Source organism: Virgibacillus sp. LDC1, from assembly GCF_025792345.1.
Lineage (GTDB): Bacteria > Bacillota > Bacilli > Paenibacillales > Paenibacillaceae > Paenibacillus_AQ > Paenibacillus_AQ lautus.
In genome coordinates this window covers 1048817-1075020 of record NZ_JAOXLZ010000001.1, presented here as the reverse complement: position 1 = coordinate 1075020, position 26204 = coordinate 1048817, and the positions used below count along the sequence as shown (strand labels likewise).

The window sequence follows — 26204 nt, the reverse complement described above, 5'->3', positions numbered from 1 at the left end:
AAGGCACAAAGTGCCGGGTCGTTAGACTTAGCCGATTGGATGTGTCGCCCGATTCTACTTCTCTGGCATACTTTTGGCGACCAAGGAGCGTCAGCGACGAAGCAGAAATGTATTGTTATAAGATGTTGGCGTCTTCTTGAACATCTTACATAACCATTTTCAAACAAAAATAGCCCTAACTTTATTGCTAGGGCTCTGATGTTATTTATATATGTCTCCTCTAGGTCCTATACGAACTACAAAAACGATTAATTCATTATTAAGAACCTCATAGATTATTCGGTAATTCCCCACCCGTAATCTATAGATGTTGCCTTCTTTACCCTTCATTTTCTTCGTATTCGGGTTGTTAAATGGGTCATTACATAATTGCTCAAGGGCTACAAAGATTCTTCTTGCGATGGTTCGGTCTATTTTCCCTAGGCTCTTTTCTGCTTCACTTGAAAATGTGGCTTTATATTTCAAGTTCACGTTTTAGGTCCTCCAAGGATTTAGTCTGACCATTTTGAAACTCAAGGCGTCCCTGTTCTATCGCCTGAATATCTTCTGGAGTCAAACAGTCATCTTCCTCATCAAGCTGTTTCTCAAGTAACCATGATAAAAAGCTCTTTGCGACAATCTTATTCTTATCATTTAAGTTTTCTAATATGTTTTCCAGTTCATCATTCGGGACACTCATCAACTGTACCCCCTTTTATTTAATCATTCTTATTATACGCCAATATATAAGGATGCTCCAGACATTGCTTTTTTTATACTACATCGAAGTATTAGCCTTCACAAATCCGCTCTTACGCCAATTTCTTATAACGTTTATGTATTCCCGAACCCGAGAACCTTAAGGCCCGAAGGGCCGGCCGCCGCGCGGTTAGGTTCGCAGGGTTGTCCGCCAACGCTTCCCTGTACCTCTGAATTCGCTCCGTAGTGAAATCCCTTCGCTCTTGGCGGACCAAGGGGCGAACGCCCCACTGCGGGAATATGGTGTTATGTGATGTCTGCCTCATCTTCGAAAAACTTTCAAAACTTATAAGTACTTCTTAAAGGCTTTACTCGAATCACCGTCATAACCTAACTTTGTATAGAACTCGTGTGCTTGCTTCCTCGAAGCTCCGCTGGTTAAAAAGACCTTAACACAATCCCTTGAAATACACAGATCTTCAATATGCTTCATAATGAGCGATCCATAACCTTGACCTTGTCTGTTTCCAGATACAATTACACGTTCTACAACCCCAAAAGGTTGTGACTCTATCAACGCATCTAAACATAGATGCAGATGTGCAGTTGCAACGATCTCTTGGTCTACTTCGCAAATGAACAAGAAACTATTAGGATTTTGTTTAATTTCTTCTATTCTATCTTCCAACACTTTTATTTTTGTGTTGTTTGGAAGCAGCTCTTTATATAGTCGTTCAATAGCTTCGGTGTCATTTGTTTCAGCTTCACGAATTATCATTCACATTCTCCTCTGTATTTAGGCTGATTTCACATAACGTTCTTGTATTCACGAACCCGAGAACCTTAAGCCCCCAACGGGGGCGGCCGCGACGCGGTTAGGTTCGCAAGGTTGTCGCCTGAATCCACTCCCCGAAATGCCTCTGGCGACCCAGGGCCGTAAGGCCCGCCGCGTGAATGCATTGTTATGTGAAGGTTCGGTCTCCTTGAGTTGCTTACATGTTCTTCAATTTATTAAAAATGTCTCTTCCTATAAAATTTGAACTGATTGGTTCTATTCCTAATTCCCTTGCCCAAATTGATAATTGTCCAATATGATGAACTTCATGAACCAATATATGTCTAAAGATTTCGCCTTTTCTAAATGATTCTTCCATCCAAGAAGGTTCTACCCTGTCATTCTCCAAGTTATCGTTCCATTGATTTATATATTCTTTGATTTCAACTCTTAACTGATTAGATAATTCTAAAACTTCTGGAAGATCCTTGTATTCATCTAAATTTATCGAAATATCTGGCTTTTTATTCATTGCCCTGATCCAGCTATATTCAACATCTATAATATGCAATAATGTCTTTATAATCGTCCCAAGCCCTGCATTTCGGTCTTTAAACAATTCCTCTTTTGACAAGCTACTAAAAGCTTTTATATATTCATCCCGAACTTCCCAGTTATACAAAATGAGACTTTTCATGGCTTCGCCCCTTAAATCTTTCAGATTTTTATTTAGAACTACCGAACTTTCACATAACGTCTCTTGTATCTGCGAACCCGAGAGGCTTAAGGGAGCGCAGCGAACGGGCCGACGGACTTAGCCTCGCAGGGTTGTGAGCTGAACTTACTCCACTGCCTACCTCATCTCGCGAACCAAGGGCGTATGCCCGCAGCGTAGATACTTCGTTATAAGATGTCCCCGCCTTCGGCGCTGATCCCGCAGCACTTACTTCTTAAGGTCTGTCAATCTCTTCTCTATGTTCTTTCTTCTTGTCTCTGGGTTTTTAAAGTGGCTTATTCCATATATGAATTTTGATCTTTCTGGATACGATAAGTTCTGAAAAAGCTCGTATGCTACTTTATCTTTCTCAAATGCTTCTTTAAAATCTTGTGGAATTTTTACTATTATTTCTTTGTTCTTATAGATTTCATCAATGTAAAGCTCCATAAAATGCGTAATTTCCCCATTAGGTTCGTACTTCGACTCAAATACACCAAATTCCGGATCATAATAAGTTCCATCGTAGTAGAGCACACTATGTGTATATGTCGGAAAGTTAACGAGTATTACGCAAAGTGGTGGAAGTTCATCAATCGTATTAATATGACGCCAACTCAAGTAATCAATCTTATATTTTTTTAGAGCTTTATAAAAATCTGAAGTCCCTGAACCTTCCTTTCCTCTCATCACAGCCATTGCTTCCTCAATAGGAATTTGTGCTACCATTGCTAAGCACGCTTCATCGCACGATGAAAAATCTGGCTGGGGAACATAATTAATCTTAAATTTATTCATCTTCCAGCACCTCATATAATTGTCGTTTTTAATTATTTTGCGTGGATTTCTTATAACGTTCGCGCATTACCGACGTCCAAGCGGCTTAAGGACCGTAGGTCCGTGTGGCACTGCCACTTAGCCGGTTGGATGTGTCACCTGAATTAACTTCAACGATACTTCTTCTTGGTGACCAAGGGAGTGTAGCGACCGCTGTGGTAATGCAATGTTAGATGTTGTCGCCACTTCTCCGAAATGCTTACATATAATTTAATTGGTTTTCAACCATTCTTCCTCTTTCATCATTAACTCCAAAGATATACCTTCAATAACAATAGCAGTTAAGCCTGTTTCTGTTTTTGTTTCATGCCATTCTTCTGTTTCCCAGTAGGCTGCACATCCTGCTCTAATAAGAAATTCTTTATCCTCTTTACCCTTAACGATTCCTTCTCCACACACGACTAAGAACAATTGCGGTACGGTCGCTTGATGAAGACCAATGATTCCATTTCCTTCAATGTACATACATCCAACGTGAGTGTCTTTAGTTTCCTTTAAAATTTTTGTCATCATCAAGTTTTTACTATTAAAGGCTTCAATCTTCTTTCCTGTCTCACTACCGAAGTTATAGATTTCATGATTTTATGCCCCATTCTTGTTTCTATAATTATTAATGTTTTGTGTATTTTTACCATTTTGGAGATTTCATCTAACGTCTGTGTATTCACGAACCCTCACTGGCTTAAGGCGCACAGCGCCGGGTCCGATGGACTTAGCCAGTGCAGGGTTGTCTGCTGAATCTTCCTCCGCGTAATTGCATCTTGCAGACCAGGAGCGTTAGTCCCGTGCGTGAATATTATGTTATACGAAGACTTGCTCTTCATCGAAATTTCTTCCACAATATCTTAAACGTCTTTAAAAGTGCTTTCAAAATAGGATCCTGACTCTTGATTGATATAATTTTGTATTATAGTTCTTACTGGATAAGGTTGAAGATTATTCGCTTCCATCTCATCAATATGTATCCAATAGAATTCTAAATGCTTTTCTTTCGATTCAGGATTTCGCAAATGATTTATTGTTGGTATACCGGTTTTAAATAAATGGTTAATCTCTTGATGGTATATTTCTTCAAGATCGAAATCTGCTTCCACAGCACCTAGATATTCCTTTACTTCACTTTCTAAGCCAAGTTCCTCTAATATTTCTCTAGTTAAAGTTGTCCTTATTCCTTCTCGAAACTCTACGTGACCACCAGGTAGAAATGTATTATCCATTCCGATACAATGAGCAACTAAAATATACTTCTCCGACAAAATAACACCTCTTGCTAGTACATGGTACTTTTCATGCTTTTCCGATGGCATCTTCGAATTCCCCCGGGTTTATAATTTTTTCTAACTATTTTACAAGTTTTCATATAACGTTCCCGTATTCACGACGTCCCACCGACTTAAGGCTGCATCAGCAGCCGGCCGCGATGCGGTTAGTCGGTGCGGATGTGTCCGCTGAATCCACTTCTCTGCCGATCGCTTCTCGCGGACCGAGGAGCCGCCAGGCTCCGATGCGTGAATATAATGTTATACGCAGTAACTGACTTCATTGACTGACTTATACATTTCATAATTAGTCTTTATTCTTATTCAATCGGGAAACCATGTCCGTCATACCCAACGCTATATTCTTTCGCATATTTTTCACTTTTAATGTCTTCATTATTTATTTCATCTTCATTTATTTCTTTGCTTGAATAAAAGTACCATTCATTTTTCCCTTCATGTTCATATGATCTAAAATCATTTATTTGATATCCTTCTGTTATTAATTTATCTGCTAGCTTTTTTAGTTCTTCCTCTTCTGTAGAGTAAAAATATTGTTCAATAATCATAGGTTTATTTGATTTAATATTTGTTTTCTCAGCTTTGCATCCACTCAAAATGATTAATAATACAAACATGATACTTATGTATTTCATTTAAGTTCTCCTTATAGAATTTAATCTTCAGTTATTGCGTATAACGTCTTTTTCACGAACTTCGCAAAAATATCATCTCTTGAGGTGTTTATGAACTTCGTGAACACATTTTCAACATCCAAGTTTACGACTCCTCTTCCAATTGATCTAACGGACTTTTAATTCTTCTTATGTCCTTCACACTCACATGTGTGTACCTTTCGGTGGTGCGTACACTTTGATGACCGAGCAACTCTTGAATGAAGCGAATGTCAATTCCACCTTCCAATAGATGTGTAGCGAATGAATGGCGCAAAGCGTGAATACTAACCTTTTTCTGGATTCCAGAAGCAGCACGTGCTTGTTCGAACACTTTTTGAACCGTTCGTTCAGTCATATGGCGCTCTGGGTGTTGACCTGGGAACATCCACTTCTCAGGCTTTTCTTGTTGTAAATACGGTCGAACCATATCCATAGCTGTATCGGAGAATAGCGTAAGATGATCCTTTCGACCTTTGCCTTGAGAAACTCGAAGTGTTTTTCGCTCGAAATCAATGTCTTGAATTTTCAACCGGACCACTTCCCCTACCCGTAATCCTGAAGAATAGGTAAGGTATAGGATCGCACGATGTTTCAAATTTTGGAGTGCTTTTAAGATCAACATCACTTCGTTCATCGATAACACATTCGGCAACTTCTTTTCTTTCTTGGGGCGAACATAAGAGACTGTTTCCTCAAGCAATAATACTTTTTGAGCATAGAATTTGATCGCGCTGAGCGCTTGATTAACATAGGAATGGGAACATTTCCTATGGAGTAAGTGTAATGAATAACTCTGAATCATTTTCTCGTGGTCCATCCCATTATTTTGCTGCTGTACAAAAGCATGAAATCGATGGACTTGACTACAATAAGCTTTTATCGTTTTTTTACTATAACCTCGAAGCTGCAGTGCATGAACGAAAGACCTTTTTATCGACTCATTCCATGAATAGATTGGAATGTGATCCTGTATGTGAACTTCATTGTTGAACAAGCTGCACTCTTTCATCAACATGCTATCAACATGAATCTCCGTTCCTTCAAAAAGTGTATACAACTGTTGAATGGATTCGGGCGTAAATGGAATCATCCAGACCTTTTTATCACGGACCCATTTCCTTCCTGAAATTTCTCGAATCTTCATCACCATTTGTTCATCATACTTAAAACGAACATATAAGGAACCTTCATCATTTCGAGACACCCATATACCCACGTCGTTCCCACCCTCTCATTATAGCAGTAACCTAATTATTGGAAAGCAAAAAGAACTCACAATCGCCGCAATCGACGTTGTAAGCTCCCGATACTTTCGGTGCTATCCATCACCCTTTATAATCTAGCCGCATTCAATTCAGTAATATTACGCTTAGGGTTTAAAATTCTTATAGCCATTAAATAGATTAAACCATAATCAAGGCAGCCATGGCTACTTCATTTCTCACCTTACTTCAAGCACGAAAATGTAGTGCAAGCGAAATCTTCGTACTGCACTTCGTGTGTAACATGATGACGAGTAGCGTAGCGAATCGGTCTTGATGTTTCACGCCTCTTCCGAGTAACTCACATTATCTTTTGCTACGAATGCACCAGTACCGTCAACGCGCCTTACTTCTATCCAATAAGCTGGAACATTTGACTCTTAAGATATATAACCATCTGAGTTTGGTGGCGATTCTTAGATTATACTTGGATGTAAATACTCGTGGAATTAAATATAATATCGGTGACTAATGTCCCAAGAAAGCAAACTATTAGACTTGTAGCAGCGTTATGTAAACAGGCTGTATAGTGGAGTATGCACTAATTCAATCTATACAGGGTCAATGTACCGGCTGAGCCGTAAACTACTCAAAAGACTGAAAAATAAGGTTAATTAAATCGTTATGAATCCAGCAACAACAGTTGCAGCTACTGCCCGGATTCAGTACATAATGATGTTTTGTATATTAGAGAGATACTTATTGTGGAACTGCGAAGGAGTGGAACTATCGTCATGAAACCGGAGTTAGATCCGAGAGAAATCAGAACCCTGCAAAAAATAAAAAACGCTCTCCTACACATGATGGCTTCCCGAACCGATCCCATATCCATTACGGATCTATGTACCGAGGCACAAGTGACACGCCCTACCTTTTACAAGCATTTTAGCAGTGTAGCCGAGTTAATGGAGGTTATGTCCAAGGAGACAATGGAAGATTTGGAACGCCGCATCGTGATCGAGAAAAAAATATCCCTTCAAGAGGTTGATTACGATGAACTGCCTTCCAATATGGTAGCTTTATTCAACCATGTGCTGGAGAATCGGCAGTTTTACGAAGCCTTCATCTTAATCCATCCGGACACCCCATTTACGCGTTATTTCAAAGCCACGCTATACCATTTTGTAAAGGTCGGGCTTGAAGCTGCCATCGAGACAGGCACCGAGATCATCGTCCCGTCCGAAGTGGTCATCAACTTTATGACGGGTGCGTTTCACGAAACCATCTTGTGGTGGATATTGAATGGATATCCCTACACTCCACAGGAAATGACGGCTATGGTATTACGATTATCCATTAGCGGCCCCTATCAATTCTAGAATATTAATAAGAGTAACGTCTCTCCGTCGAGAATAGGATACGTTACTCTTTTGTCAACTTCTACCTAGAAGGAATATTTGTCCATTTCATCGAAATACAATGTACTAACACGAAATCGATAGAAAGAGATGTGTATGAGATGAATGGAATTCTGGGTGTATCCGGACTATCCTTCTTGCTGGTGACACTGTTCACGCCGCTGCTTATCTGGGGCTTGCGCACGTTAAAGCTTACGCAGCCGATCCGGACCGAGCTGCCTCCCGATCATCAGGCCAAACGCGGGACGCCGTTAATGGCAGGTCTTATATTGCTGATTGGCGTTGCCATTTCACTGCAATTTCAACCTACGCCGCTTACCGTTTTTTTATGCGCGACCTTCCTCTTGTTCAGCTCGATCGGGTTTATGGATGACTTCAAAAAAGCTGCGTGGCAGGACCCGTCCGGAATCTCCGGTCGGATGAAGCTTGTATTTCAGTTCCTGTTTACCGGCGCGTTGCTGTATGTACTGTTCCATTCCTTTTCACTGACAAGTGAGATCCGACTCTTCAACGACTTCCAGCTCCATTTGCCGGTTAGTGTGTACGTCATCATCATGCTGCTGTTCATTGTGGGTTCGGCGAATGCCATTAACTTTACCGACGGTTTGGACGGACTGTTAATCAATGTAGCTATACCTACCTATTTTTTCTTCTTTTTAATCTCCGACAAACCGGAAGTGCAAATGTTCTCGCTGGTCATGGTCGGCTGCCTGCTCGGCTTGCTGCTCTACAATATTCATCCAGCCCGGGCTTTCATGGGTGATACGGGATCTCTCGCCATTGGCGGCTCCCTTTCTTTCTTAGCGGTGATTGAGAAGGTCGAAATCCTGATTCCGCTGCTGTTCATCATCTATTTGGCCGAGCAGCTCTCGGTCATACTGCAGGTATGGTACTACAAACGCACCAAGCTGCGTCTGTTCCGAATGGCACCGATCCATTTCCACTTCAGTCTCAAGTACGGCTGGAGCGAGAACAAAATCGTGATGATTTTCGGTTTTGTCTCCTGGTTTATGGCTCTGCTCTGTTGGTTACTTGCCAAATACGTGATGTGAACCATTGGGATAAACAAGCAAGGAAAAGCCTCCTGGTAGATGTCCGGAACTCTACTGGTTGGCTTTTTTACATGTTGAGACCCAGGCTTTGGACTTACGGCGTAATCCCTTCCAGCTCTTTTTTTAAATAGTTAAGGGTCGCTTTTCGATCCGCGTCCGCCTGAGTATCGTAGAGGAGCTGCTCCATGAATTCCCAGACATCCTCCAGCTTGCGTCTCCCTTGATAAAATGCAAGCGCCTCAACGTTTACCTCATACTGACCATGCATTTCTTTATATACCCTCATGAATTCAGCAAAGTAGGGCTCGTCGGCAAACGACATCATATCGGCTTCGACCGGTGCCAGCTTCAGTCCCTCCCAATCAATCAGTTTCAGGTGCTGCCCCGTAAACATCAGATTCCATCCATGTACGTCGGTATGGCATAACGCCATTCGCAGATCACGATTCTTCAGCGCTTCGGACAGCTCTTCAATTTTAAGCATTAATTTCTTCAAGCTATCGATATGATGAAGCAGCACTTTCCCGAGGTCATACGGCAACTCCCCGTCCAGGGTGCTCCTTAGCTGTTCAAGAAACGGCACCGTGTAGTTTTCCGTCATGGCACCTGTCACCAGCGGAAAATCCTCTCCATAGCGGTGGAGCTCTCCGATCATCTCTGCCAGTTGCCTCACTTGATCCTTGGTCAGCTCGGTATCGGCGATTGTATCCCCGGCGATGTATTCATATAACAGATAAATCCCTTCGTCATCCTCGCATTGATAGCGGCCGTCAGTCGTAAGAATAGGCATAGGAATCTTACCCTTTAAACGACTATGCTCCTCAAGCCACAACAGGACAGGAACGTAATCATCAATGAGCGCAGTCCATTTGGGCGTGGAAGCCCGGCTCTTCTCATAAACCTTCAGGAAATAGGCCTGTCCATCCATCTGCACTTTATAAGCGAGCGCTGCCCAACCACCCTTCTGTGGTACAACGACGGTATGATCCAATCCGTAATATTCCTTCAATATGCCTTGTAATTGATCCATGGGTCCTCCTATCAACCTTCTTATAAATCTTGGTGCTCCCTTTCACTTTATCATAACGATCGTGCAGATAAGTTATAAAGTCCATCATTCATGACAAGATGCTCATATCAGCTAAGAAACATTGAGCCTGTTTTACCTCATATAAAAAAACAAGGATGCATCTCCTGCATCCCTGTCTCGCCTGCAATGTCTTATTTTATTCTAACGGCCTGCCTTCTTTATAATAAAGACTCCGCTGAAGAATCACGAAGAAAATATGTACGTTCCGGTACCCGTGTTCCGACAAGATGTCGTGAATGCGGGCTGCAACAGCATCATGAATCTCCTGAGATCTCTGGAACATGAGGATTTCCACGGATAACGGCGTATTGGTTATGATCTGATAAGGAAGCAGTTCGATCTTCACAATTTCCTGCGGTATTTGAACAATCCCCGCGAATTCGGCAACGACCTGTGGTGTGATTTCTTCAAGAAAAACTTCGGTAAATCCTTTAAAGCGTAAATATGGCACTCTGATCCCTTCATTTCGTCGAATTATTGTCTTATAGATGTCCTCAAGTGACTTTTATCTCTCTTCTACTATACAATATTGTTATTGTGAAAGGAATCACTATGATTCAGATACACACTTTCGCTGGTCATTTTCAACTATAGTTATCTCTTCGATTGCCTGTACGGAGCGCTTCCGTTAGACTTGATAACATCCGATACATCTTACGAGAAATTCATTATGGAGGTGAAGGTCACCATGGGACGAAATCTATGGGATGCCGAATGGGAAGTAACCGAGCCGTTAGTGCGTCTACTGCTTACCCGTCAATTTCCCCAGTTGTCCGCTCTCCCGATCCAGGAAATTGGCAACGGATGGGACAACACCGTTTATCGCGTTGGCGATGCGTATGTATTTCGTTTTCCCCGAAGAGGTATTGCCATATCTTTGTTAAAAACCGAAGCAAAAATCCTCCCCAAGCTTGCGAACTACATAACGTTACCTTACGCGAAACCCCTTTTCTTCGGAAAAGAAAGCGAAGACTATCCTGCACCTTTTCTGGGGTATACCTATCTTCCCGGAAAATTTCCGATTGGAATTTCAGATGAAATGCGGATGCTTTCGGCGTCAACGCTCGCCCGCTTCCTGAAGAATCTGCATGCTTTTCCCGTGGAGTTAGCGCAGCAGGCGGGAGTATTGTCTGACCAGCGTAATCTGACCGATATCGCCGGCCGCAAAGACAAAATGCTGAATCTCCTCTCCAGTCTTACCCTATATATTACGCAAGATGAATTAAATGAGATCGCAGACTATTTGCGGAGCATCCAGTTAGATCGGGCCAGGCATCGACACGTTCTTATCCACGGCGATCTCCATTTTAAAAACATGTTGGTCGACGATGCCGGCAAGCTTTCGGGCATTATTGATTGGGGTGACGTCAACATCGGCCATCCAGCCTGTGACCTGAGTATCGTTTACAGCTTCCTGCCACCGGCCTCCAGGGAGGATTTCTATGACATCTATGGCGAAGTGGACGACGAAACTAAGATTCTGGCACGGATGATCGCCGTATATATCCCCATGTTAATATTCATGCAGGCCATCGACGATAAAGATGAAGCCATTGCACTGGAAGCCAAATCGATTATTCAGCGTGCCATCGCCATGTAATGATTCGATCGTTATGGCGGAAGCATATCTCATATAAAAAAAAGAAGCTTGAAAAGCCTTCAAGCTTCTTTTTCTTCGTTTCGTGATTTGCCAGACGTTGCAGCAACGTTATATTTTTAACATTCCCATCAATGGCATAATGGTTTTTATCACATTCATGCCCAGTTTAATGTGAGGCACGATTTGTCCCAAAAAGCCCAAACCGCCTACAGCCGCAACTCCCTCTCCTTCCTCAGCCCCTTCGGCTGCCGGAGTGCTTGGAGGACCTCCAAACAAATCGCTTAAAAATCCGGAAATCTGCGCTTTATCCCCGCTCCGAGCAATCGAAGCCGGCATTTTTTGGTTAGCACGAAGTCCGGATAGCGTCACTTCCCGGCCTTGAATCTGATTCAGTTCTCCGATATAGTAGCTGCCGTCCTTCAGAACAACCACGACCGGTTGACCTACCCAATGCTGCGGAGGTCTCGATTTTGAAGCGGTTCTGGATTTCCTTGCGCGTTTCGAAGACATATTAGGATCACCTCGCTTCCCTATTCATCATGTAGACATCATATGCAGAGCCGTCTTTCATTCTTGTGCCTTTATAGGATGATTGATATAAATGCGTCAATAACCTAGATTTCAAGCCCAGTCAGCATATGAAAAATGAGGAGAAATTATTTCCGTCGAATGTGGCTTTTTACATCCCTCCGGTGTCTAATAAACTGTAAGGTCAAGAGGAGGTTCTTATTCATGTCAAGAGCTCATGACAATCTCCCTGTTTATCCGGATAACCAGGGAACCCATCGTACATTTGAAGAGGTGTATGATGAATACCGCCTGAGGATTCGCCATTATCTCGCACTGAAAGTGAATCCGATGGCTGCAGATGACTTAACACAACAAGTGTTCTTAAGGGCAATGGAGAACCTCGATAAGTTTAACGGGAATTCCAGTCTGTTCACCTGGATCTTCAAGATCGCCCAGAACACGGTTAAAAACGAATATCGAAGTATATCACGTAAACATGAGATGCCTTATGACTTTACAAGTTATGAATCACAGTCCATCTCCCTTGATTTTGCCAGATATGTTGATATTCGAATCGATATTAGCACGGCACTCAAGCAGCTGAATGAGCTTGATCAACAGATTGTATCCTTACGATTTTTCGTGGATTGTACGCTGTCGGAAATATCCAGGATCGTGGGCATGCGCGAGAGTGCGGTGAAAAATCGATTGTACCGGTCCTTGGAGAAGCTAAAGAAAGAATTAAAAGAATGGGGTGACATCACGATTATGTCAATTCTGGATTTGATATCCTTTGAAAGCAAAAGTGAAGTTAGTCATCGTCAGAGCAAAGTGCATCAGGACCTGTTTGAAGAACTTAAGAACAATGTAGAACAGATTGCAGCGAAATATAATCATCAGCCTTCACGTAAAATCGTAATAGAAATCTATCCCGATCTGCCAACATTCCATCAAGCCGTTGGAGAATCGGATGCACCGGATTGGTTCATGGGCACGTTCGATAACAACACGTTAAAAATCGTCTCACCCTTAAACCCGGGGCCCGAGCATACGTATCAATCGATCCTCCGGTCCACCCTGCACTTGTATACCATGTGGTTGATCAGCGACATCAACCCCCTCGCCCCCAAATGGATCCGTCAGGGCATCGGCGGGTACGAAGCGCAGCAAATGTCCGAAGATTTCATTCGAAGCACCACTTCGGAGGCCATCAGCAATCGGGCAGTTCCAAGTTTCGAGGATCTCAATGATGATTCCTGGGATTTTGGCAAAACGGGATTTCAGTTCTCCTATCTGATCGTTGAGTTCATCATTAAAAAATACGGGTTAGGCCCATTAAATCAACTCATCCGCAATCCGGATGGTTATCATGACATTTTCCAGCTTTCCGAAGAAAAGCTTCATGAACAGTGGGCGAAAGCCCTCCAAGATCAGCTTGTTTAGGTCAAAAGAAGAGAGCGTCCCAAAAGATCTTAGGATCTGGCGGGATGCCCTCTTTTTTCTGTGAAGAAACGCACCGTGTACGAATCGTTCCCTCCCATCGCTGAGGATTCCGGCTTTTACTGCTTCGCGGGCTATGTAAAGTGAGCCTGGAGTTCGGATGGCATCGCTTCCCCATAATCCAGGTATATATTAGAGCTTCCACCACATGAATCTACGGGGCTTTATCAGCAGCCTCATCTCCCCTCATAAACTTCCTGATTCGTGAACACACCTCTTCGATCTGAGATGCATCACCACGAGGGGCATCAGGCCATCCGCTAATTTTGAATCCCCAGAAGGACGAAGGCGTATTCGGATAACGGGGGATCAGATGAATATGCAGGTGCGGAACATGGTCCCCTAATACAAATGAGTAAATATGTTCTGCGCCTACACAGGCTTTTAATGCTCGGCTCACCCGCGTAAGCATCCGTCCAACGGCAGCCGACTCATCGTCTTGCAGCTCTGCCAAACCGGGTACATGACGCTTCAAATCCACGATTAAATATCCGAGATACGCCTCTCCAGAATCCGATGAAATATGGCCTACGTAGAGCAGCTCATCCTCATAAATCGCTCCACCGGAAATTTCGATCTCTCCTCGATGCTTTCGACAGATAAAACAGTCTCTCTCTTGTTCAAACGGGTTAACCATAACAAAGCCCTTCCCTTCGATAAAATATAAAAAGCCTGCCATCTCCATGAAGAGACGACAGGCTTAACGCCCTCGCGGTACCACTCTACTTGATCCGGTATGCATCGGATCCGCTTTTACGGCCAGATCACGGAGGCCAACCGTCGGAACATACTTCGCTTTCTGTCCCACCACTCATGGGCGAGCTTCGGATTTTTCATGGACTGCATTTCACCATCGCTGCAGCTCTCTGAACCATGATCGTCTCCTACTACTCCCAGTTATCGTGTTTACCTTATGATTAAAATTGTTATTATTATAAATTTCCATATTCATCCTGTCAATGAAGAGTTAGCTTAAGAGTTCGACATTACTCCTGCCTCAAAGGCCTTATCCGGACAGCGGATGTCTTGAACCCGGGCATTTTACAGAACGGATCGAGTTCCGGCCGGGTCGCGTAATTGACATTCTGCACGCCGCCCCAATGCATGGGGACGAACAAGGTGTCTTCTCGGATATGGTCTTTGATTCTGCTTCGAACGGTAAAACATCCATGCTCCGACTGAATTTCTACCCACTCACCGTCCTGAATTCGGTGACGCTGAGCGGTAATCGGATGGATCTCCACGAAATTTTCCAGCTCGCGTGCAAGCAAAGAAGGACTCCTCCTGGTCTGCACGCCGGTCAGATAGTGGGACAGAACACGACCATTGGTCAGAATGAGCGGATATGTCTCAGATACCCCTTTCCATGGATCCCCTTCCGTTACAGAGAACACGGCCTTCCCGTCCGGATGGGCGAACGATTGTTGGAACAGGAGACCAACCCCTGCCTCTTCTGGTGAGGGGCACGGCCAATATACGCCCTTCTCCTGGCGCAATCGGTCATAGGTAATACCGTAGTAGTCCGCAATTCCACCCTTGCTCGCAAGCCGCAGTTCATTGAAGATCTCCTCAGGCTCGTTAAAGTGAAAATAATGCCCCTTCCCCAGCATGTCTGCCATGGAGCACAGAATCATCCAGTCATGACGCGCCTCACCAGGCGCCTTGCGCCCTGCCTCTCGCAGAAGAACCCGTCCCTCCAGATTCGTCAGTGTTCCTTCATTCTCCATGTAGGAGGTGACCGGCAGAACGAGATCAGCTAAATGAGCCGTTTCGGACATAAACATGTCGGCAACTATTAGAAAATCAAGCTTCTTCAAGCCTTCCTCCACAAGCCCGGCATTCGGATTCGACACGATAGGATTGGAGCCCATTACAAAGAGCGATTTAATCACTCCCTGATGAATCAGCTCCATCATCTCATAGGCCGAGACGCCTTTCCCGGGCAGGCTTGAAGGATCCACACCCCACACGGAGGCAATATAAGCCCGATCCTTTTCATTCTCGATCGACCTGTAACCCGGCAGCTGATCGGCCTTCTGTCCATGCTCTCTTCCCCCTTGTCCATTCCCCTGACCGGTGATGGCTCCGTATCCGCAGCCTTCTCTCCCGATTTTCCCCGTAGCCAAGACCAGGTTCAGAAAATGACGAACCGCCAGATGGCCATCCGTCTGCTGCTCCACCCCTCGCGCAGTCAGCACCATGCCTGTATCCGACTCACCATAAGCTAAAGCCGCCTCCCGGATATGCCCCGGCTCCAATCCGCATATACCTGCAGCCTCCGAGAGATCGAAGCTGTTCAAATAAACTCTAAGCTCATCGTAACCGTTCGTTCTTGCTTGAATGAAGGTCTCATCGATGAGCCCTTCATCCATAATGATCTTAAGCATCGCATCCGCCAGTACGGTATCCGTTCCCGGTCTGATCGGCAAATGCATATCGGCCATTGTGGCGGTGGCTGTTTTCCGCGGATCGATGACAATGATCCTCGCCCCATTCTCCTTAGCCTGGTTGAAGTAAGGCAGCAGCGTAGGCTGGCATTCCGCTATGTTGGTGCCGGCCAGCACGATGCAGCGGGCCTTAGGAATATCAGCCAATCGGAACGTCAACCCCCGGTCGATCCCGAAGGTTTTGCTCCCGGCAGAGGCTGCGGCAGACATACAGAAGCGGCCGTTATAATCGATATGGCGGGTACCCAGCGCCACCCTGGCAAATTTCCCGAGCAAATATGCCGTTTCATTGGTCAGCGATCCACCGCCGTATACGGCATTGGCATCAGGTCCATACTGCTCTAATATCCCCTGCATATGTTGACTGGCCACGGCAAAGGCTTCATCCCATGAACATGGAACGAGCTCACCTTTTGAACGGATTAATGGATGCGTCAGGCGCTGCGAATGGACTGCATGCTGATGCGCATGCATGCCTTTGACGCATACCCTGCCCTCCGAAGCGGCGTTCGGAACTCCTTCCACCTTATATTCAGCCCGGCGCTGACCCGGAATGCCGTTCTCACCTTCGGTAACCGTCATCTTGCACTGTACACTGCAGAAAGGACATTGCGTCTCGATTACGGGAGCAGTTCTTGTCGCTTCAGCAGTTGCTTCAGTACGATCCGATTGAAGCATATCCAGACCACCTCTTCCTATTATTCACCTGTTTTAACCGACTTGGGCCTCCCATACATGGCGAGACAGCTTCTCTGCAAGTTCTCTTCGCAGATCATCGTCAAGAACATTCTCCCGGATCGCCGTCACGCCTGTACGTTCCACCCACCTCCACAGCGGTTCCTCATACATGCTGTTCTGACGGTACCACTGCAAACAAGCAGCTACGAGCTGAACGACATCGTCCTCGCGTTCCGCAACACCGATCAGCTGCCCTTCACGGACAGGATGCTCCGCATGTCCGCCGAGATAAACCTCCCAGCCCGCGGGGGAAGCAGAGATTCCGATCCCCTGGACCAGGATGCTGACGGACGATGCCGTGCCATCAGACACTCCTGCACGAACCGGGGAAGGCAGAGACACTTCTCGCCAGGCACTGCGAAGCCATTCTCCGATTCGAAGAATGCCTGCCGCCTCCGGGTTAGAGCCTTCTGTGTCTCCAACCCATACCCTGACCCCTTGATAAGAACCTGAGCCCCCAAAAGAAACATCGTCAAGGGCTTTAATTGCCAGCGCCCGTTCATCATCGTTAACTACACCCGTCATTTCCATTTCAAAATAAAAGCTTAAGGCTGGACGGCACACCTCACATCCGTCCCGCTTCTTCCAGCCCTGATGTAACATGAATTCCGAAATGGAATAACAGCCTTGATCCACGGCATGAACAACCGCTTGCTTCAGTGAAGATTGACCAAGCACCGTGCATTCACATACAGGAACCTCAACTTGCGTTCTGACTGCCGTATGTGTGCCCTCTTTCTTTTTGCCGCTTCGCGTATATTTGACAAGGGCATCCACCATAGGCCGGCAGCCACCGCAGGAACCGGATGCCCTGGTAAACGCCTTCACTTCATCCGAGCTTTCCAGATGATGTTCGGTAATAGCCCGCATGATCGCCGCTTTGCTGACACCATTGCAAGCACACACCGTTTCATCGTCAGGCAGCGCCTCCGCAGCAGATTCGGCTGTGCTGGCGGCTCTGCTTTCAGAAGGTATAAGCTCCGACACAGCCGCACCCTGCTGCACCAATGCCAGCAGCGAGGACCCCTCATTCGTATTTCCGAACAGAATAGCACCCGTTACCCTGCCTTTGCGCATGGTCACTTTTTTATATGTGCCGCATACGGCATCGTAATGCTGAATAGCCGTTTCAGCATCTTCTCCTGATACCAACCCGGCGGAAAATACATCCACGCCCGATACTTTAAGCTGGGAGTAGGGAATCGACCCGCAATAAGGTTCAGCCTCCCGGCCGCAGATGACACGGGCAAGCACCTTCCCCTGCTCATACAGGGGAGCGACCAGACCATAACTAATGCCCCGGTGTTCCGCGCACTCTCCCACGGCATAAATGTTCGGCTCGCTTGTTCTCATGAAGTCATCCACCAGAATCGCCCGCTGCGTTCGAAGGCCGCTTCTTTGGGCAAGCTCCACATTAGGCTTGATCCCTACAGCGAGTACGACTACATCCGCATCAAGCCGCGACCCGTCCATAAACCGAAGGCCTTGAGCCCGGGTACGGCCAACAATTCGCGTGGTGTCCTTTGATAAGTTAAATCGCATCCCCTGAGCTTCAAGTTCCCGCTGCAGCATCATCGAAGCCGTTCGATCCAGCTGTCGGTTCATGATGTAAGGAGCATTATGAACCACTTGGGTTTCCATCCCGAGATGGAGAAGCCCGCGGGCAGCCTCCAATCCCAGTAATCCTCCGCCAATGACAGCCGCCTTAGCGTACATCTTGGACATGTCGGCCATTTGCATACAGTCGTCCACGGTCCGAAACGAAATAACTCCTTCCTTATCCGTTCCGGGGATCGGCGGAATGAAGGGGGATGAGCCTGTTGCTAGAATTAAAGCATCATACGTTTCCCGTATACCGGAGGCTGTCTCAACAGAGCGGGATTTGATATCGATATGACGAACGGTCTCCCCCGCCAACAATCGAATGCCATGCACCTCATACCAGGACCAGTCGTTCAGAATGATATCCTGAAGAGAATGTTCACCTTGAAGAACTTTGGATAACAGGATCCGATTGTAGTTGGGACGAGGTTCCGCACCGAATATCGTAATATCGAAGAGCTCCGGGTCCAGCTTGAGGATTTCCTCTACACATCTTATCCCCGCCATCCCATTGCCAACGACAAGTAGTTTCTTTCTCATCATGAATTCCCTCCATTCCCGCCATGTCATTTTCATGTGAGAAAATGACAAACGCCCTTCCCCCGTGATCAGGGAAAGGGCGTCATTGCCTCGAATTCGGCACATCATTGTGCCGGATTTCAATACTTATAATACATTCAGATTAGTTGATGAACAATTAAATGTCAATATATATAACACTAAATTAATTCTATTGCTGGATAAATAAATTTTCAGATAAATTATGTAAAGTATATTGACATTCATTTAACCTCTTCTCTATAATGTGAATCATCAAAATCATATGTTATTTTACGGACGGGGACACAATGCTGTGTCTTTAGTCTTGGGCAATGAGGCCGCAAATCGTCTTGGCAAAGGGCGAATTGCGGCCTTTTTATGCCTGCAGCTGTGCGTCGACAACGATTAGAGAAAGTACACATTTGGATAAGGAGCGATAACCATGGAGAGAAAAGGATTTTGGCAAAGCGGGCATAAGCCCTCGCTGTTCGGTGCTTTTCTGTATTTTGATATCAGCTTTATGATATGGGGCATGCTTGGACCCCTTGCGGTGGTCATTGCCGCGGATTATCCGATGGACCCGGTGCAGAAGGCAAATCTGGTGGCGCTTCCCGTTCTGGGCGGCTCCATACTCCGACTCGTATTAGGTTTCCTGGCGGATCGCCTCGGCCCCAAACTAACAGCCCAAATTGGAATGGTCGTTACGCTCCTCCCTTTATTATTAGGCTGGCTGTGGGTCGATTCCCTGGATCAATTGTATGTCGTTGCTGTTCTGCTAGGGGTTGCTGGAGCTTCGTTCGCCGCAGCTCTGCCGCTGGCAGGACAGTGGTATCCCAAGGAACATCAAGGTTTGGCGATGGGAATTGCCGGGGCCGGTAACAGCGGCACCGTTCTCGCAACCCTCTTTGCCAATCGGCTCGCCCAACATTTCGGAAGCTGGGAGATGGTGTTCGGACTCGCCATTATCCCCATTGTGTTGGTCTTCATCTATTTCTCGCTGTTTGCGCGCAATAGTCCGAATCGTCCGGCTCCCAAAAAATTATCCGAATATGGAAATGTCCTTAAGCAGCGTGATGCCTGGGTATTCTGTGCCCTGTACTGCGTAACGTTCGGCGGCTTTGTGGGACTTGCCAACTATTTGACGATCTTCTTCAACACCCAGTATGGTCTCTCAGCGGTTCAGGCGGCGGACATTACCACAATCTGCGTCATAGCTGGGAGCTTCTTCCGCCCTGTGGGCGGCTTTCTGGCTGATCGAATCGGAGGCTCGCGGATGCTGATGTTTCTCTATGCCGGGGCGTCCATCATGCTAATCGGCGTCTCCTTCTTGCCTCCCCTTTGGCTGGTTGTCACGCTGCTGTTTATCGGCATGATGTGCCTGGGTGCGGGAAACGGTTCGGTATTTCAGCTCGTCCCTCAGCGGTTTGGTGGCGAGATCGGCCTGGTTACCGGCATTGTCGGGGCCGCCGGAGGTCTGGGCGGTTATGCTCTTCCGCTTATTCTTGGCCGGTTGTACCATGCGACAGGCTCATATACCGCAGGTTTCATCATCTTAAGTTTCATTGCCGCGACTTCGCTGGCGCTTACGGTCGTGATGCAGCTGAAATGGCGGCGAAGCTGGCTTCGCAGCGTGTCAGCAGGCCCGCAGGCCGGTTCAGCCAAGATCTAGATGAAAGACGCTCAGGATATAACCCCGTCAAACGATATGAAGGTTAAGAACATGTTATGCTGCGACCATTACCCGGTATAATACTGGGTAATGGTCATGCGTTCTTTCTTTATTTTTCAGATACCCTTCTATCCAATCCACTTCCATTCCCTACTTATTCGTTCCCAGTTAAAGGCTTATCCGTTCTTCTTCTTCTCTCGTCAATAGGAAGAGTTGTTCCCGCTAAGGTTAGTTTTAGCATGAGAAACACGCCGTATCCGAGCACCCCACCGGCTGTATTCAGGATTAAATCATCCACATCAAAACTTCCCATTGAAAAAACGAGCTGGGAGCATTCCAGTCCCAGGCTCAACCCCAGGGATGTCGTGAAGGAGCCGATGAATCCGAAGAACTTGTTCCTAAGCATAAAACCGACGAATATGCCATTGGGCATAAATATGGCGATATTCCCGAAGAGATTGATCACGTCATGCCCGCTTGATAGGTGCTTCATATTCATTCGAATGGATTCAAAGGGCGTGAAATTGGCAAATTGCAATCGATTCTGTAGATATTCCGGGATCTCGGTGGCTCGATGCAGCTGCTGCCACAAAACCGATAGATCTACGGAACCAAACTTGAATAAAATCACCTTGAGTAAGACATAGAGATACAGCGCATATAGTAATACAAGCATCCATTTATACGATATTTTCATTCCGCATCATCCTTGTTTAGCCGTACCGTCACAATGATTCCGTCGATATTGTTTCCGGATATCTCATACTCGCTTCCTGCCGGTATCTCAATCTCCATATCTTTGGACGTCACGGGTACATACTTTATTTCGTATTCCTTCCCCTCTACGGTTGTTCTATAGCTGGATTGTTCCTTCAGGTAATCCAAATATTCCTCCAATGTAAGATTCAATTCCTTCATGATCATGCTGTGCGGCTGCCCAACATAACGAAAATGCCACGGTTCATACTGAATGCCTGTAATCTCTGTTTTGTCCTGGGGATAGCGAAGAATGAAGCCGTGCGCCCATGCATGCTCCTTCAGCCACTTCCCTTCAGGCGATCGGTCAATCGATTGCTGCGTCGATCCGATATCCATCGAGAGCCCGAGATTATGCTCGCTGTAGCCTGGAGGCAAGGCGTAATCGGAACCTTTTTCACGATATAGCTGTTCTTGCTCGCTCTCATTCCGATACCCGCTGCTGATCATAAAGTGATTGACTCCGTCTTGTCCGGCGGCTTCAATCATATCTCCGAAATTCTCCGCCACACTGCGCGATAACCGGATCGTGTTGTCCAGAACCACATATCCATACATTAAGTCGTTATACTCAAACAATGTTACGATATCCTTCGGCACCGCTTCCGGATCTAGCGGATGATCCTTATTGACCAGGACCAAATTTCCACGTGTCACTTGTTCTTCCGATACCCGGATCGTCTGCTTAGCTGATGGATAATTCGATGGCATGCCGGAATCCGTTTTTGTTTCCTGTCCATCTCTACTGTCCACCCTATCCTTCACGTTCGGCGTCTCCGTCAGAATGGACTCGCATCCGACCAACAGAAATAAAACGAGCATGATTAAACCCTTTTTCAACTTCAACAACTCCCTCTAGCTTGGTCTATCCAGATTAATGAATAGAGTTTAAGGAAAAGTAGGAAAAAGTTAAAGTTTTTCTTAAGAGAGGTGAATCGCACCTGTCCCTTTTCCCTTTGACAAGATTGGAGCCTATGGCTTAACTTGGTATTTAGACTAAAAAGAATAAAGAAGGTGCCATTATTCTTGCTCAAATTATTTCGTTATTTACGTCCCCACTGGGCTGCGGCCCTGCTTGCACCGCTTCTTATGCTGCTGGAGGTTGCCATGGATTTGCTCCAGCCCATTCTCATGGCCAGCATTATTGATCAAGGCGTCATGCAGAACGATACTTCACACATTCTCCATACAGGTCTCATCATGCTGGGTGCGGCTGCCATCGGGCTGCTTGGAGGTCTCGGATGTACGATCTATTCTTCCATTGCCTCGCAGCGTTTCGGTGCCGACCTGCGCCGGGATTTGTTCCGCAAGGTTCAAACCCTCTCGTTCCGTAATTTGGACGATATCTCAACCGGTTCACTTATCACTCGACTTACGAGCGACATCGTTCAGCTTCAGACCATGATCCAGATGCTGCTGCGCATCTTCGTCCGGTCTCCATTTCTCGCGATTGGAAGTATCATTATGGCGGTGATCATTAGTCCCAAGCTCGCCATCATTCTGGCCATTGCCGTTCCGTTATTGTTCGTTGTGATGTTCTTCCTGATCCGGGCCACCCTCCCTTTATTCGCCACCGTTCAGAAGAAACTCGATAAAGTGAATACGGTCCTGAAGGAGAATTTCGCCGGCATCCGGGTATCCAAAGCATTCGTGCGAGCCGGGTATGAGCAGGATCGATTCCATCAAGCGAATACCGATTTCACGCAAGTTTCGGTTAAAACACAACGGATCGTTGCGCTGAATATGCCTATCCTGACCATGATATTGAACATCAGTATCGTGATTGTCCTATGGCTCGGCGGGAAGAACGCGATTGATGGCTCATTTGAAGTGGGAAGCCTGATAGCCTTTATCAACTATGTGACACAGGTGCTGTTCTCCGTTTCCTCCGTGGCGATGATGCTGGTTCGAATCTCTACAGCCAAGGTTTCCGCTGATCGTATCCAGGAAGTCATGCATACAGAATCCGAGATCGTGAACGTTGTTCATCCGACGATGAACGCATACAAGCAGGGAGAAATCGTATTTGACCAGGTGACTTTTTCCTATAAACCGGAGATTCAGAAGCCCGTTTTACATCATGTCAGTTTCAAGGTTCGACCGGGGCAGACCGTCGCGATTATGGGGGCAACCGGTTCGGGAAAAACCTCTCTGGTATCCCTGCTCCCCCGCCTGTATGATGTAACTTCCGGGCAGATATTCATCGATGGAACCGATGTGCGACAATACGATTTATCGGCGTTACGCGAACGAATTGGCATCGTACTTCAAGAATCTATCCTCTTCACAGGCACGATCCGGGACAATATCCGCTACGGAAAAGCGGATGCTTCCGATGAAGAAGTGATTGCAGCAGCCAAGGCTGCGCAGGCGCATGAATTCATTTCGTCCATGCCGGATGGGTACGATACGATCCTTGGACAAAGAGGCGTGAACCTCTCCGGCGGCCAGAAGCAGCGGATCTCCATTGCACGGGCATTATTGCTTCGTCCCGCCATTCTTATTCTTGATGACAGTACAAGCGCCATCGATATGGGTACGGAGTCCAGGCTTCAGAAAGAGTTGGCCCGGCTGATGAACGGCCGCACCTGCCTCATGATTGCCCAGCGGATCTCTTCTGTAATCGATGCCGATCTTATATTGGTGCTGGATGATGGGAAATTGGTAGCGGAGGGTACGCACAGCGAGCTGCTTGCTTCCTGTGAGTTATACCAGGATATTTATCAATCGCAATTCGGCAAGGAGGTGTCTTCCCATGGCTAAACCGGATCAGGGATCAAAGCATGTCCATGCGGACGCTCCGGATCTGAGCATGCGCGGCGGCAGCCCCATGCGTGGAATGACGATGGCCAAGGCCAAGCCCAAAAATACGATGGGAACGATACGCCGGATCTGGAGTTACATTCAACCATTTAAAGGCGGTATGATCGCTGTTTTCATGTTCACGCTTATCACAACGATTCTGTCTCTGGTTGCTCCTTACCTGCTGGGAAATGCGGTGGATCATTACATCATTCCCGGAGATTTTAAGGGACTCATGGGGTTGTGTGCGGTGCTTCTTGCGGTTTACGCAGGTACCGCACTCACGGCATGGCTGCAGCAGCATGTCATGGTTAAGGTCTCCCAGCTGTCTATTCAGGCTATGCGGAGGGATATTTTTGCAAGACTTCAAGTCCTTCCGCTGCGATTCTTTGACAGCAAGACGCACGGCGAATTGATGAGCCGCACAACCAACGATATCGAGAATGTCTCCGGGACATTGAATCAGAGCGTAACCCAGCTAATCTCAAGCGTACTGTCCCTGGTTGGATCGCTTGCCATCATGCTGTACCTCAATGTATGGCTGACGCTGCTCAGTATGGTGACCATTCCGCTTGTCATGCTGTTCACAAAGACGGTAGCAAGCCGGACAAGGAAGCATTTCTCCAAGCAGCAAAGCACGCTGGGTGAGCTTAATGGCTTTATCGAGGAAACCGTCTCGGGTCAGAAGGTCGTACAGGTATATCGCCGGGAGCGGCATGCCGCTGCGCAGTTCGATGTCATGAACAAGAAGCTGACCGATGCCAGCATTCAAGCTCAGATCTACTCGGGTACCGTCGGTCCGGTTATGAACGTGCTGAATAACGTCAGCTTTGCTTTAATAGCGGCGGTTGGCGGGTACATGGCATTCAAGGATTTTACTACCGTTGGGGTTGTCGTTGCATTTCTGAACTACTCGAAGCAGTTTCAACGGCCGCTGAACGATTTGGCGAATCAATTCAACCTGGTGCAATCTGCTGTGGCGGGTGCTGAACGGGTCTTTGAGATTATCGATACCGAGTCCGAGTACCAAGACAATCAAGACGAGAATACAGCAGATGACATGTATGGGGAGGTACAATTTGACCGAGTCTGCTTCAGTTATAAGGAGGGCGTCCCGATCCTGAAGGATGTTTCACTTACCGCTCGGCCGGGTGAGACCATTGCGCTCGTCGGTCCGACAGGCGCCGGCAAAACCACCATCATCAATCTGCTCACCCGTTTCTATGAAATCGATTCTGGCGTGATCACCATTGATGGGGTCGATATCCGACTGCTTGATAAGGACAATCTGCGGAGCAAGCTGGGAATCGTGCTGCAGGATGCCTATGTATTCTCGGCATCGATTCGGGAGAACATCCGCTACGGCCGGCTTGATGCCTCGGACGAAGAGATCGAAACTGCCGCCAAGCTTGCCAATGCGCATGACTTCATTATGAAGCTGCCCGAAGGCTATGATACGCAGCTTCTCTCGGGTGGAGGCAACCTGAGCCAGGGCCAGCGGCAGCTCTTGACGATCGCGCGCGCGGTGCTTGCCGACCCGGTCATTCTGATTCTGGACGAAGCTACCAGCAGCATCGATACGCGGACGGAGATGCATATTCAGACCGCCATGCGCACCCTGATGCAGGGCCGAACGAGCTTCGTCATCGCTCATCGTCTAAGCACGATCCGTGAGGCTGACCAGATTCTCGTCATGAATCAAGGCGGTATCACGGAGCGCGGCACACACGAAGAGCTGCTGACCAAACGCGGCTTTTATTACGAGTTATACAACAGCCAGTTTAAGTTAAGCGGTTGAAGCGGCCTTGCTTACAGGCTGCTGACAACAAACAAGAGAGCCGGTTCATGAAACCGGCTCTCTTGTTTTCTGCTATAAGGATAAATGATCTGCGTACAAAAGCGCAGTCTACCACACAGCTTCCTTCCCCTTATAACTGAAGGGGGCAGATGCAGACCAAGATAAAGCATCTGTACCAATCCAAGACTAATGGGGATGAGACTCTTACCATTAAGCACGCCGGACCCAAACACCTCTATTTTGATCACCCCAGCACTTTTCGCGAATCGAACAGACACTAGGCGCCTTCCTTTCGATCAAAATCGCTGAATTCGCCAATCGAGCGGACACTAGGCCCCTTCATTTCGATCAAACCTGCTCAATCTACAAATCGAGCGGACACCAGGTCCGTTATTTCCATCAAAACAGCTCATTTCGCAAATCGAACGGACACCAGGTCCGTTATTTTAGTTAAATAGGGCGATAATCACACTTTTACGGCGAATAACGTATCTCATGTCCTCTAAACTAGTTAAATTCATCTTTTTTAACTAAATAAC

At 46.6% G+C, this 26204-nt stretch carries 24 protein-coding genes and 1 other annotated feature; of the genes, 7 read left to right on the top strand and 17 right to left on the bottom strand.

Features of this window, described 5'->3' with window-relative positions:
* Positions 1 to 201 precede the first annotated feature (201 nt).
* From OHJ21_RS05080 to xerA, 9 genes are all read right to left on the bottom strand, one after another.
* The gene (locus OHJ21_RS05080) at positions 202 to 471 is read right to left on the bottom strand and encodes a type II toxin-antitoxin system RelE family toxin (protein WP_394056568.1); all 270 of its coding nucleotides are present in this window, start codon (positions 469 to 471) and stop codon (positions 202 to 204) included.
* Positions 455 to 679, bottom strand: coding sequence for a hypothetical protein (locus OHJ21_RS05075; RefSeq protein ID WP_394056570.1), 225 nt, complete (start codon positions 677 to 679; stop codon positions 455 to 457). Before OHJ21_RS05075 ends, OHJ21_RS05080 begins: the two co-directional genes overlap by 17 nt.
* Positions 680 to 1024: 345 nt before the next feature.
* On the bottom strand, positions 1025 to 1456 hold the full coding sequence (locus OHJ21_RS05070; RefSeq protein ID WP_100536609.1) for a GNAT family N-acetyltransferase: 432 nt from the start codon (positions 1454 to 1456) through the stop codon (positions 1025 to 1027).
* A 214-nt stretch (positions 1457 to 1670) separates the two neighbouring features.
* The gene (locus OHJ21_RS05065; RefSeq protein WP_044478964.1) at positions 1671 to 2150 is read right to left on the bottom strand and encodes a DinB family protein; all 480 of its coding nucleotides are present in this window, start codon (positions 2148 to 2150) and stop codon (positions 1671 to 1673) included.
* 246 nt (positions 2151 to 2396) lie between these two features.
* Complete coding sequence (locus OHJ21_RS05060) at positions 2397 to 2966, bottom strand: YdeI/OmpD-associated family protein (protein WP_486019412.1); 570 nt, start codon at positions 2964 to 2966, stop codon at positions 2397 to 2399.
* Between the two features lie 249 nt (positions 2967 to 3215).
* On the bottom strand, positions 3216 to 3515 hold the full coding sequence (locus tag OHJ21_RS05055; protein ID WP_486019411.1) for a cupin: 300 nt from the start codon (positions 3513 to 3515) through the stop codon (positions 3216 to 3218).
* A gap of 335 nt (positions 3516 to 3850) precedes the next feature.
* Positions 3851 to 4312 carry an NUDIX domain-containing protein gene (locus OHJ21_RS05050; protein WP_486019410.1) on the bottom strand — a complete coding sequence of 154 codons (462 nt, stop codon included), beginning with the start codon at positions 4310 to 4312 and terminating at the stop codon, positions 3851 to 3853.
* Positions 4313 to 4584: 272 nt separating this feature from the next.
* Positions 4585 to 4920 (bottom strand): ribonuclease E inhibitor RraB, encoded by a 336-nt coding sequence (locus tag OHJ21_RS05045; protein ID WP_486019409.1) that lies wholly within the window; start codon positions 4918 to 4920, stop codon positions 4585 to 4587.
* Between the two features lie 124 nt (positions 4921 to 5044).
* The gene (gene xerA / locus OHJ21_RS05040; protein WP_486019408.1) at positions 5045 to 6157 is read right to left on the bottom strand and encodes a site-specific tyrosine recombinase/integron integrase; all 1113 of its coding nucleotides are present in this window, start codon (positions 6155 to 6157) and stop codon (positions 5045 to 5047) included.
* Between the two features lie 780 nt (positions 6158 to 6937).
* Here xerA and OHJ21_RS05035 point away from each other — a divergent pair.
* Together OHJ21_RS05035 and mraY are read left to right on the top strand one after the other, a co-directional pair.
* Entirely contained in the window at positions 6938 to 7522 is a 585-nt protein-coding gene (locus OHJ21_RS05035) for a TetR/AcrR family transcriptional regulator (RefSeq protein ID WP_486019407.1), read from the top strand.
* Positions 7523 to 7662: 140 nt separating this feature from the next.
* Positions 7663 to 8613, top strand: coding sequence for a phospho-N-acetylmuramoyl-pentapeptide-transferase (gene mraY / locus OHJ21_RS05030; protein WP_486019406.1), 951 nt, complete (start codon positions 7663 to 7665; stop codon positions 8611 to 8613).
* A gap of 94 nt (positions 8614 to 8707) precedes the next feature.
* Here mraY and OHJ21_RS05025 read toward each other — a convergent pair whose 3' ends face one another.
* Both OHJ21_RS05025 and OHJ21_RS05020 read right to left on the bottom strand, forming a co-directional pair.
* Positions 8708 to 9643, bottom strand: coding sequence for a phosphotransferase enzyme family protein (locus OHJ21_RS05025; protein ID WP_486019405.1), 936 nt, complete (start codon positions 9641 to 9643; stop codon positions 8708 to 8710).
* Between the two features lie 196 nt (positions 9644 to 9839).
* Positions 9840 to 10154: a DUF1904 family protein gene (locus OHJ21_RS05020; protein ID WP_100536594.1), complete on the bottom strand. Its 315-nt coding sequence runs from the start codon at positions 10152 to 10154 to the stop codon at positions 9840 to 9842.
* Positions 10155 to 10391: 237 nt separating this feature from the next.
* On the opposite strand from OHJ21_RS05020, the gene OHJ21_RS05015 reads away from it, so the two are divergent.
* Complete coding sequence (locus tag OHJ21_RS05015; RefSeq protein ID WP_486019404.1) at positions 10392 to 11303, top strand: aminoglycoside phosphotransferase family protein; 912 nt, start codon at positions 10392 to 10394, stop codon at positions 11301 to 11303.
* A gap of 108 nt (positions 11304 to 11411) precedes the next feature.
* Here OHJ21_RS05015 and OHJ21_RS05010 read toward each other — a convergent pair whose 3' ends face one another.
* Complete coding sequence (locus OHJ21_RS05010; protein WP_326112711.1) at positions 11412 to 11813, bottom strand: hypothetical protein; 402 nt, start codon at positions 11811 to 11813, stop codon at positions 11412 to 11414.
* A 222-nt stretch (positions 11814 to 12035) separates the two neighbouring features.
* On the opposite strand from OHJ21_RS05010, the gene OHJ21_RS05005 reads away from it, so the two are divergent.
* Positions 12036 to 13256, top strand: coding sequence for an RNA polymerase sigma factor (locus tag OHJ21_RS05005; protein ID WP_394056582.1), 1221 nt, complete (start codon positions 12036 to 12038; stop codon positions 13254 to 13256).
* A gap of 211 nt (positions 13257 to 13467) precedes the next feature.
* Here the strand turns inward: OHJ21_RS05005 and OHJ21_RS05000 are convergent, their stop codons facing one another.
* From OHJ21_RS05000 to nirB, 3 genes are all read right to left on the bottom strand, one after another.
* Positions 13468 to 13950 (bottom strand): HIT family protein, encoded by a 483-nt coding sequence (locus OHJ21_RS05000; RefSeq protein WP_100539328.1) that lies wholly within the window; start codon positions 13948 to 13950, stop codon positions 13468 to 13470.
* 47 nt (positions 13951 to 13997) lie between these two features.
* Positions 13998 to 14223, bottom strand: a binding site (T-box leader).
* A gap of 76 nt (positions 14224 to 14299) precedes the next feature.
* The gene (nasC, locus tag OHJ21_RS04995) at positions 14300 to 16438 is read right to left on the bottom strand and encodes an assimilatory nitrate reductase catalytic subunit NasC (RefSeq protein ID WP_486019403.1); all 2139 of its coding nucleotides are present in this window, start codon (positions 16436 to 16438) and stop codon (positions 14300 to 14302) included.
* Positions 16439 to 16471: 33 nt separating this feature from the next.
* Positions 16472 to 18640, bottom strand: a complete 2169-nt coding sequence (nirB, locus tag OHJ21_RS04990) for a nitrite reductase large subunit NirB (RefSeq protein WP_100539327.1) — start codon at positions 18638 to 18640, stop codon at positions 16472 to 16474.
* A 442-nt stretch (positions 18641 to 19082) separates the two neighbouring features.
* Between nirB and OHJ21_RS04985 the strand changes: the two genes are divergently transcribed.
* On the top strand, positions 19083 to 20309 hold the full coding sequence (locus tag OHJ21_RS04985) for a nitrate/nitrite transporter (RefSeq protein WP_486019402.1): 1227 nt from the start codon (positions 19083 to 19085) through the stop codon (positions 20307 to 20309).
* A 154-nt stretch (positions 20310 to 20463) separates the two neighbouring features.
* On the opposite strand, the gene OHJ21_RS04980 is transcribed toward OHJ21_RS04985, so the two are convergent.
* Together OHJ21_RS04980 and OHJ21_RS04975 are read right to left on the bottom strand one after the other, a co-directional pair.
* A complete protein-coding gene (locus tag OHJ21_RS04980; RefSeq protein ID WP_486019401.1) occupies positions 20464 to 21006 on the bottom strand; it encodes a VanZ family protein in 543 nt (180 codons plus the stop codon).
* Positions 21003 to 21905 carry a M15 family metallopeptidase gene (locus OHJ21_RS04975; RefSeq protein WP_100536587.1) on the bottom strand — a complete coding sequence of 301 codons (903 nt, stop codon included), beginning with the start codon at positions 21903 to 21905 and terminating at the stop codon, positions 21003 to 21005. Before OHJ21_RS04975 ends, OHJ21_RS04980 begins: the two co-directional genes overlap by 4 nt.
* A gap of 186 nt (positions 21906 to 22091) precedes the next feature.
* Between OHJ21_RS04975 and OHJ21_RS04970 the strand changes: the two genes are divergently transcribed.
* Positions 22092 to 23828, top strand: a complete 1737-nt coding sequence (locus OHJ21_RS04970; RefSeq protein ID WP_486019400.1) for an ABC transporter ATP-binding protein — start codon at positions 22092 to 22094, stop codon at positions 23826 to 23828.
* A complete protein-coding gene (locus tag OHJ21_RS04965) occupies positions 23821 to 25665 on the top strand; it encodes an ABC transporter ATP-binding protein (RefSeq protein ID WP_486019399.1) in 1845 nt (614 codons plus the stop codon). Before OHJ21_RS04970 ends, OHJ21_RS04965 begins: the two co-directional genes overlap by 8 nt.
* The last annotated feature ends 539 nt before the right edge of the window (positions 25666 to 26204 follow it).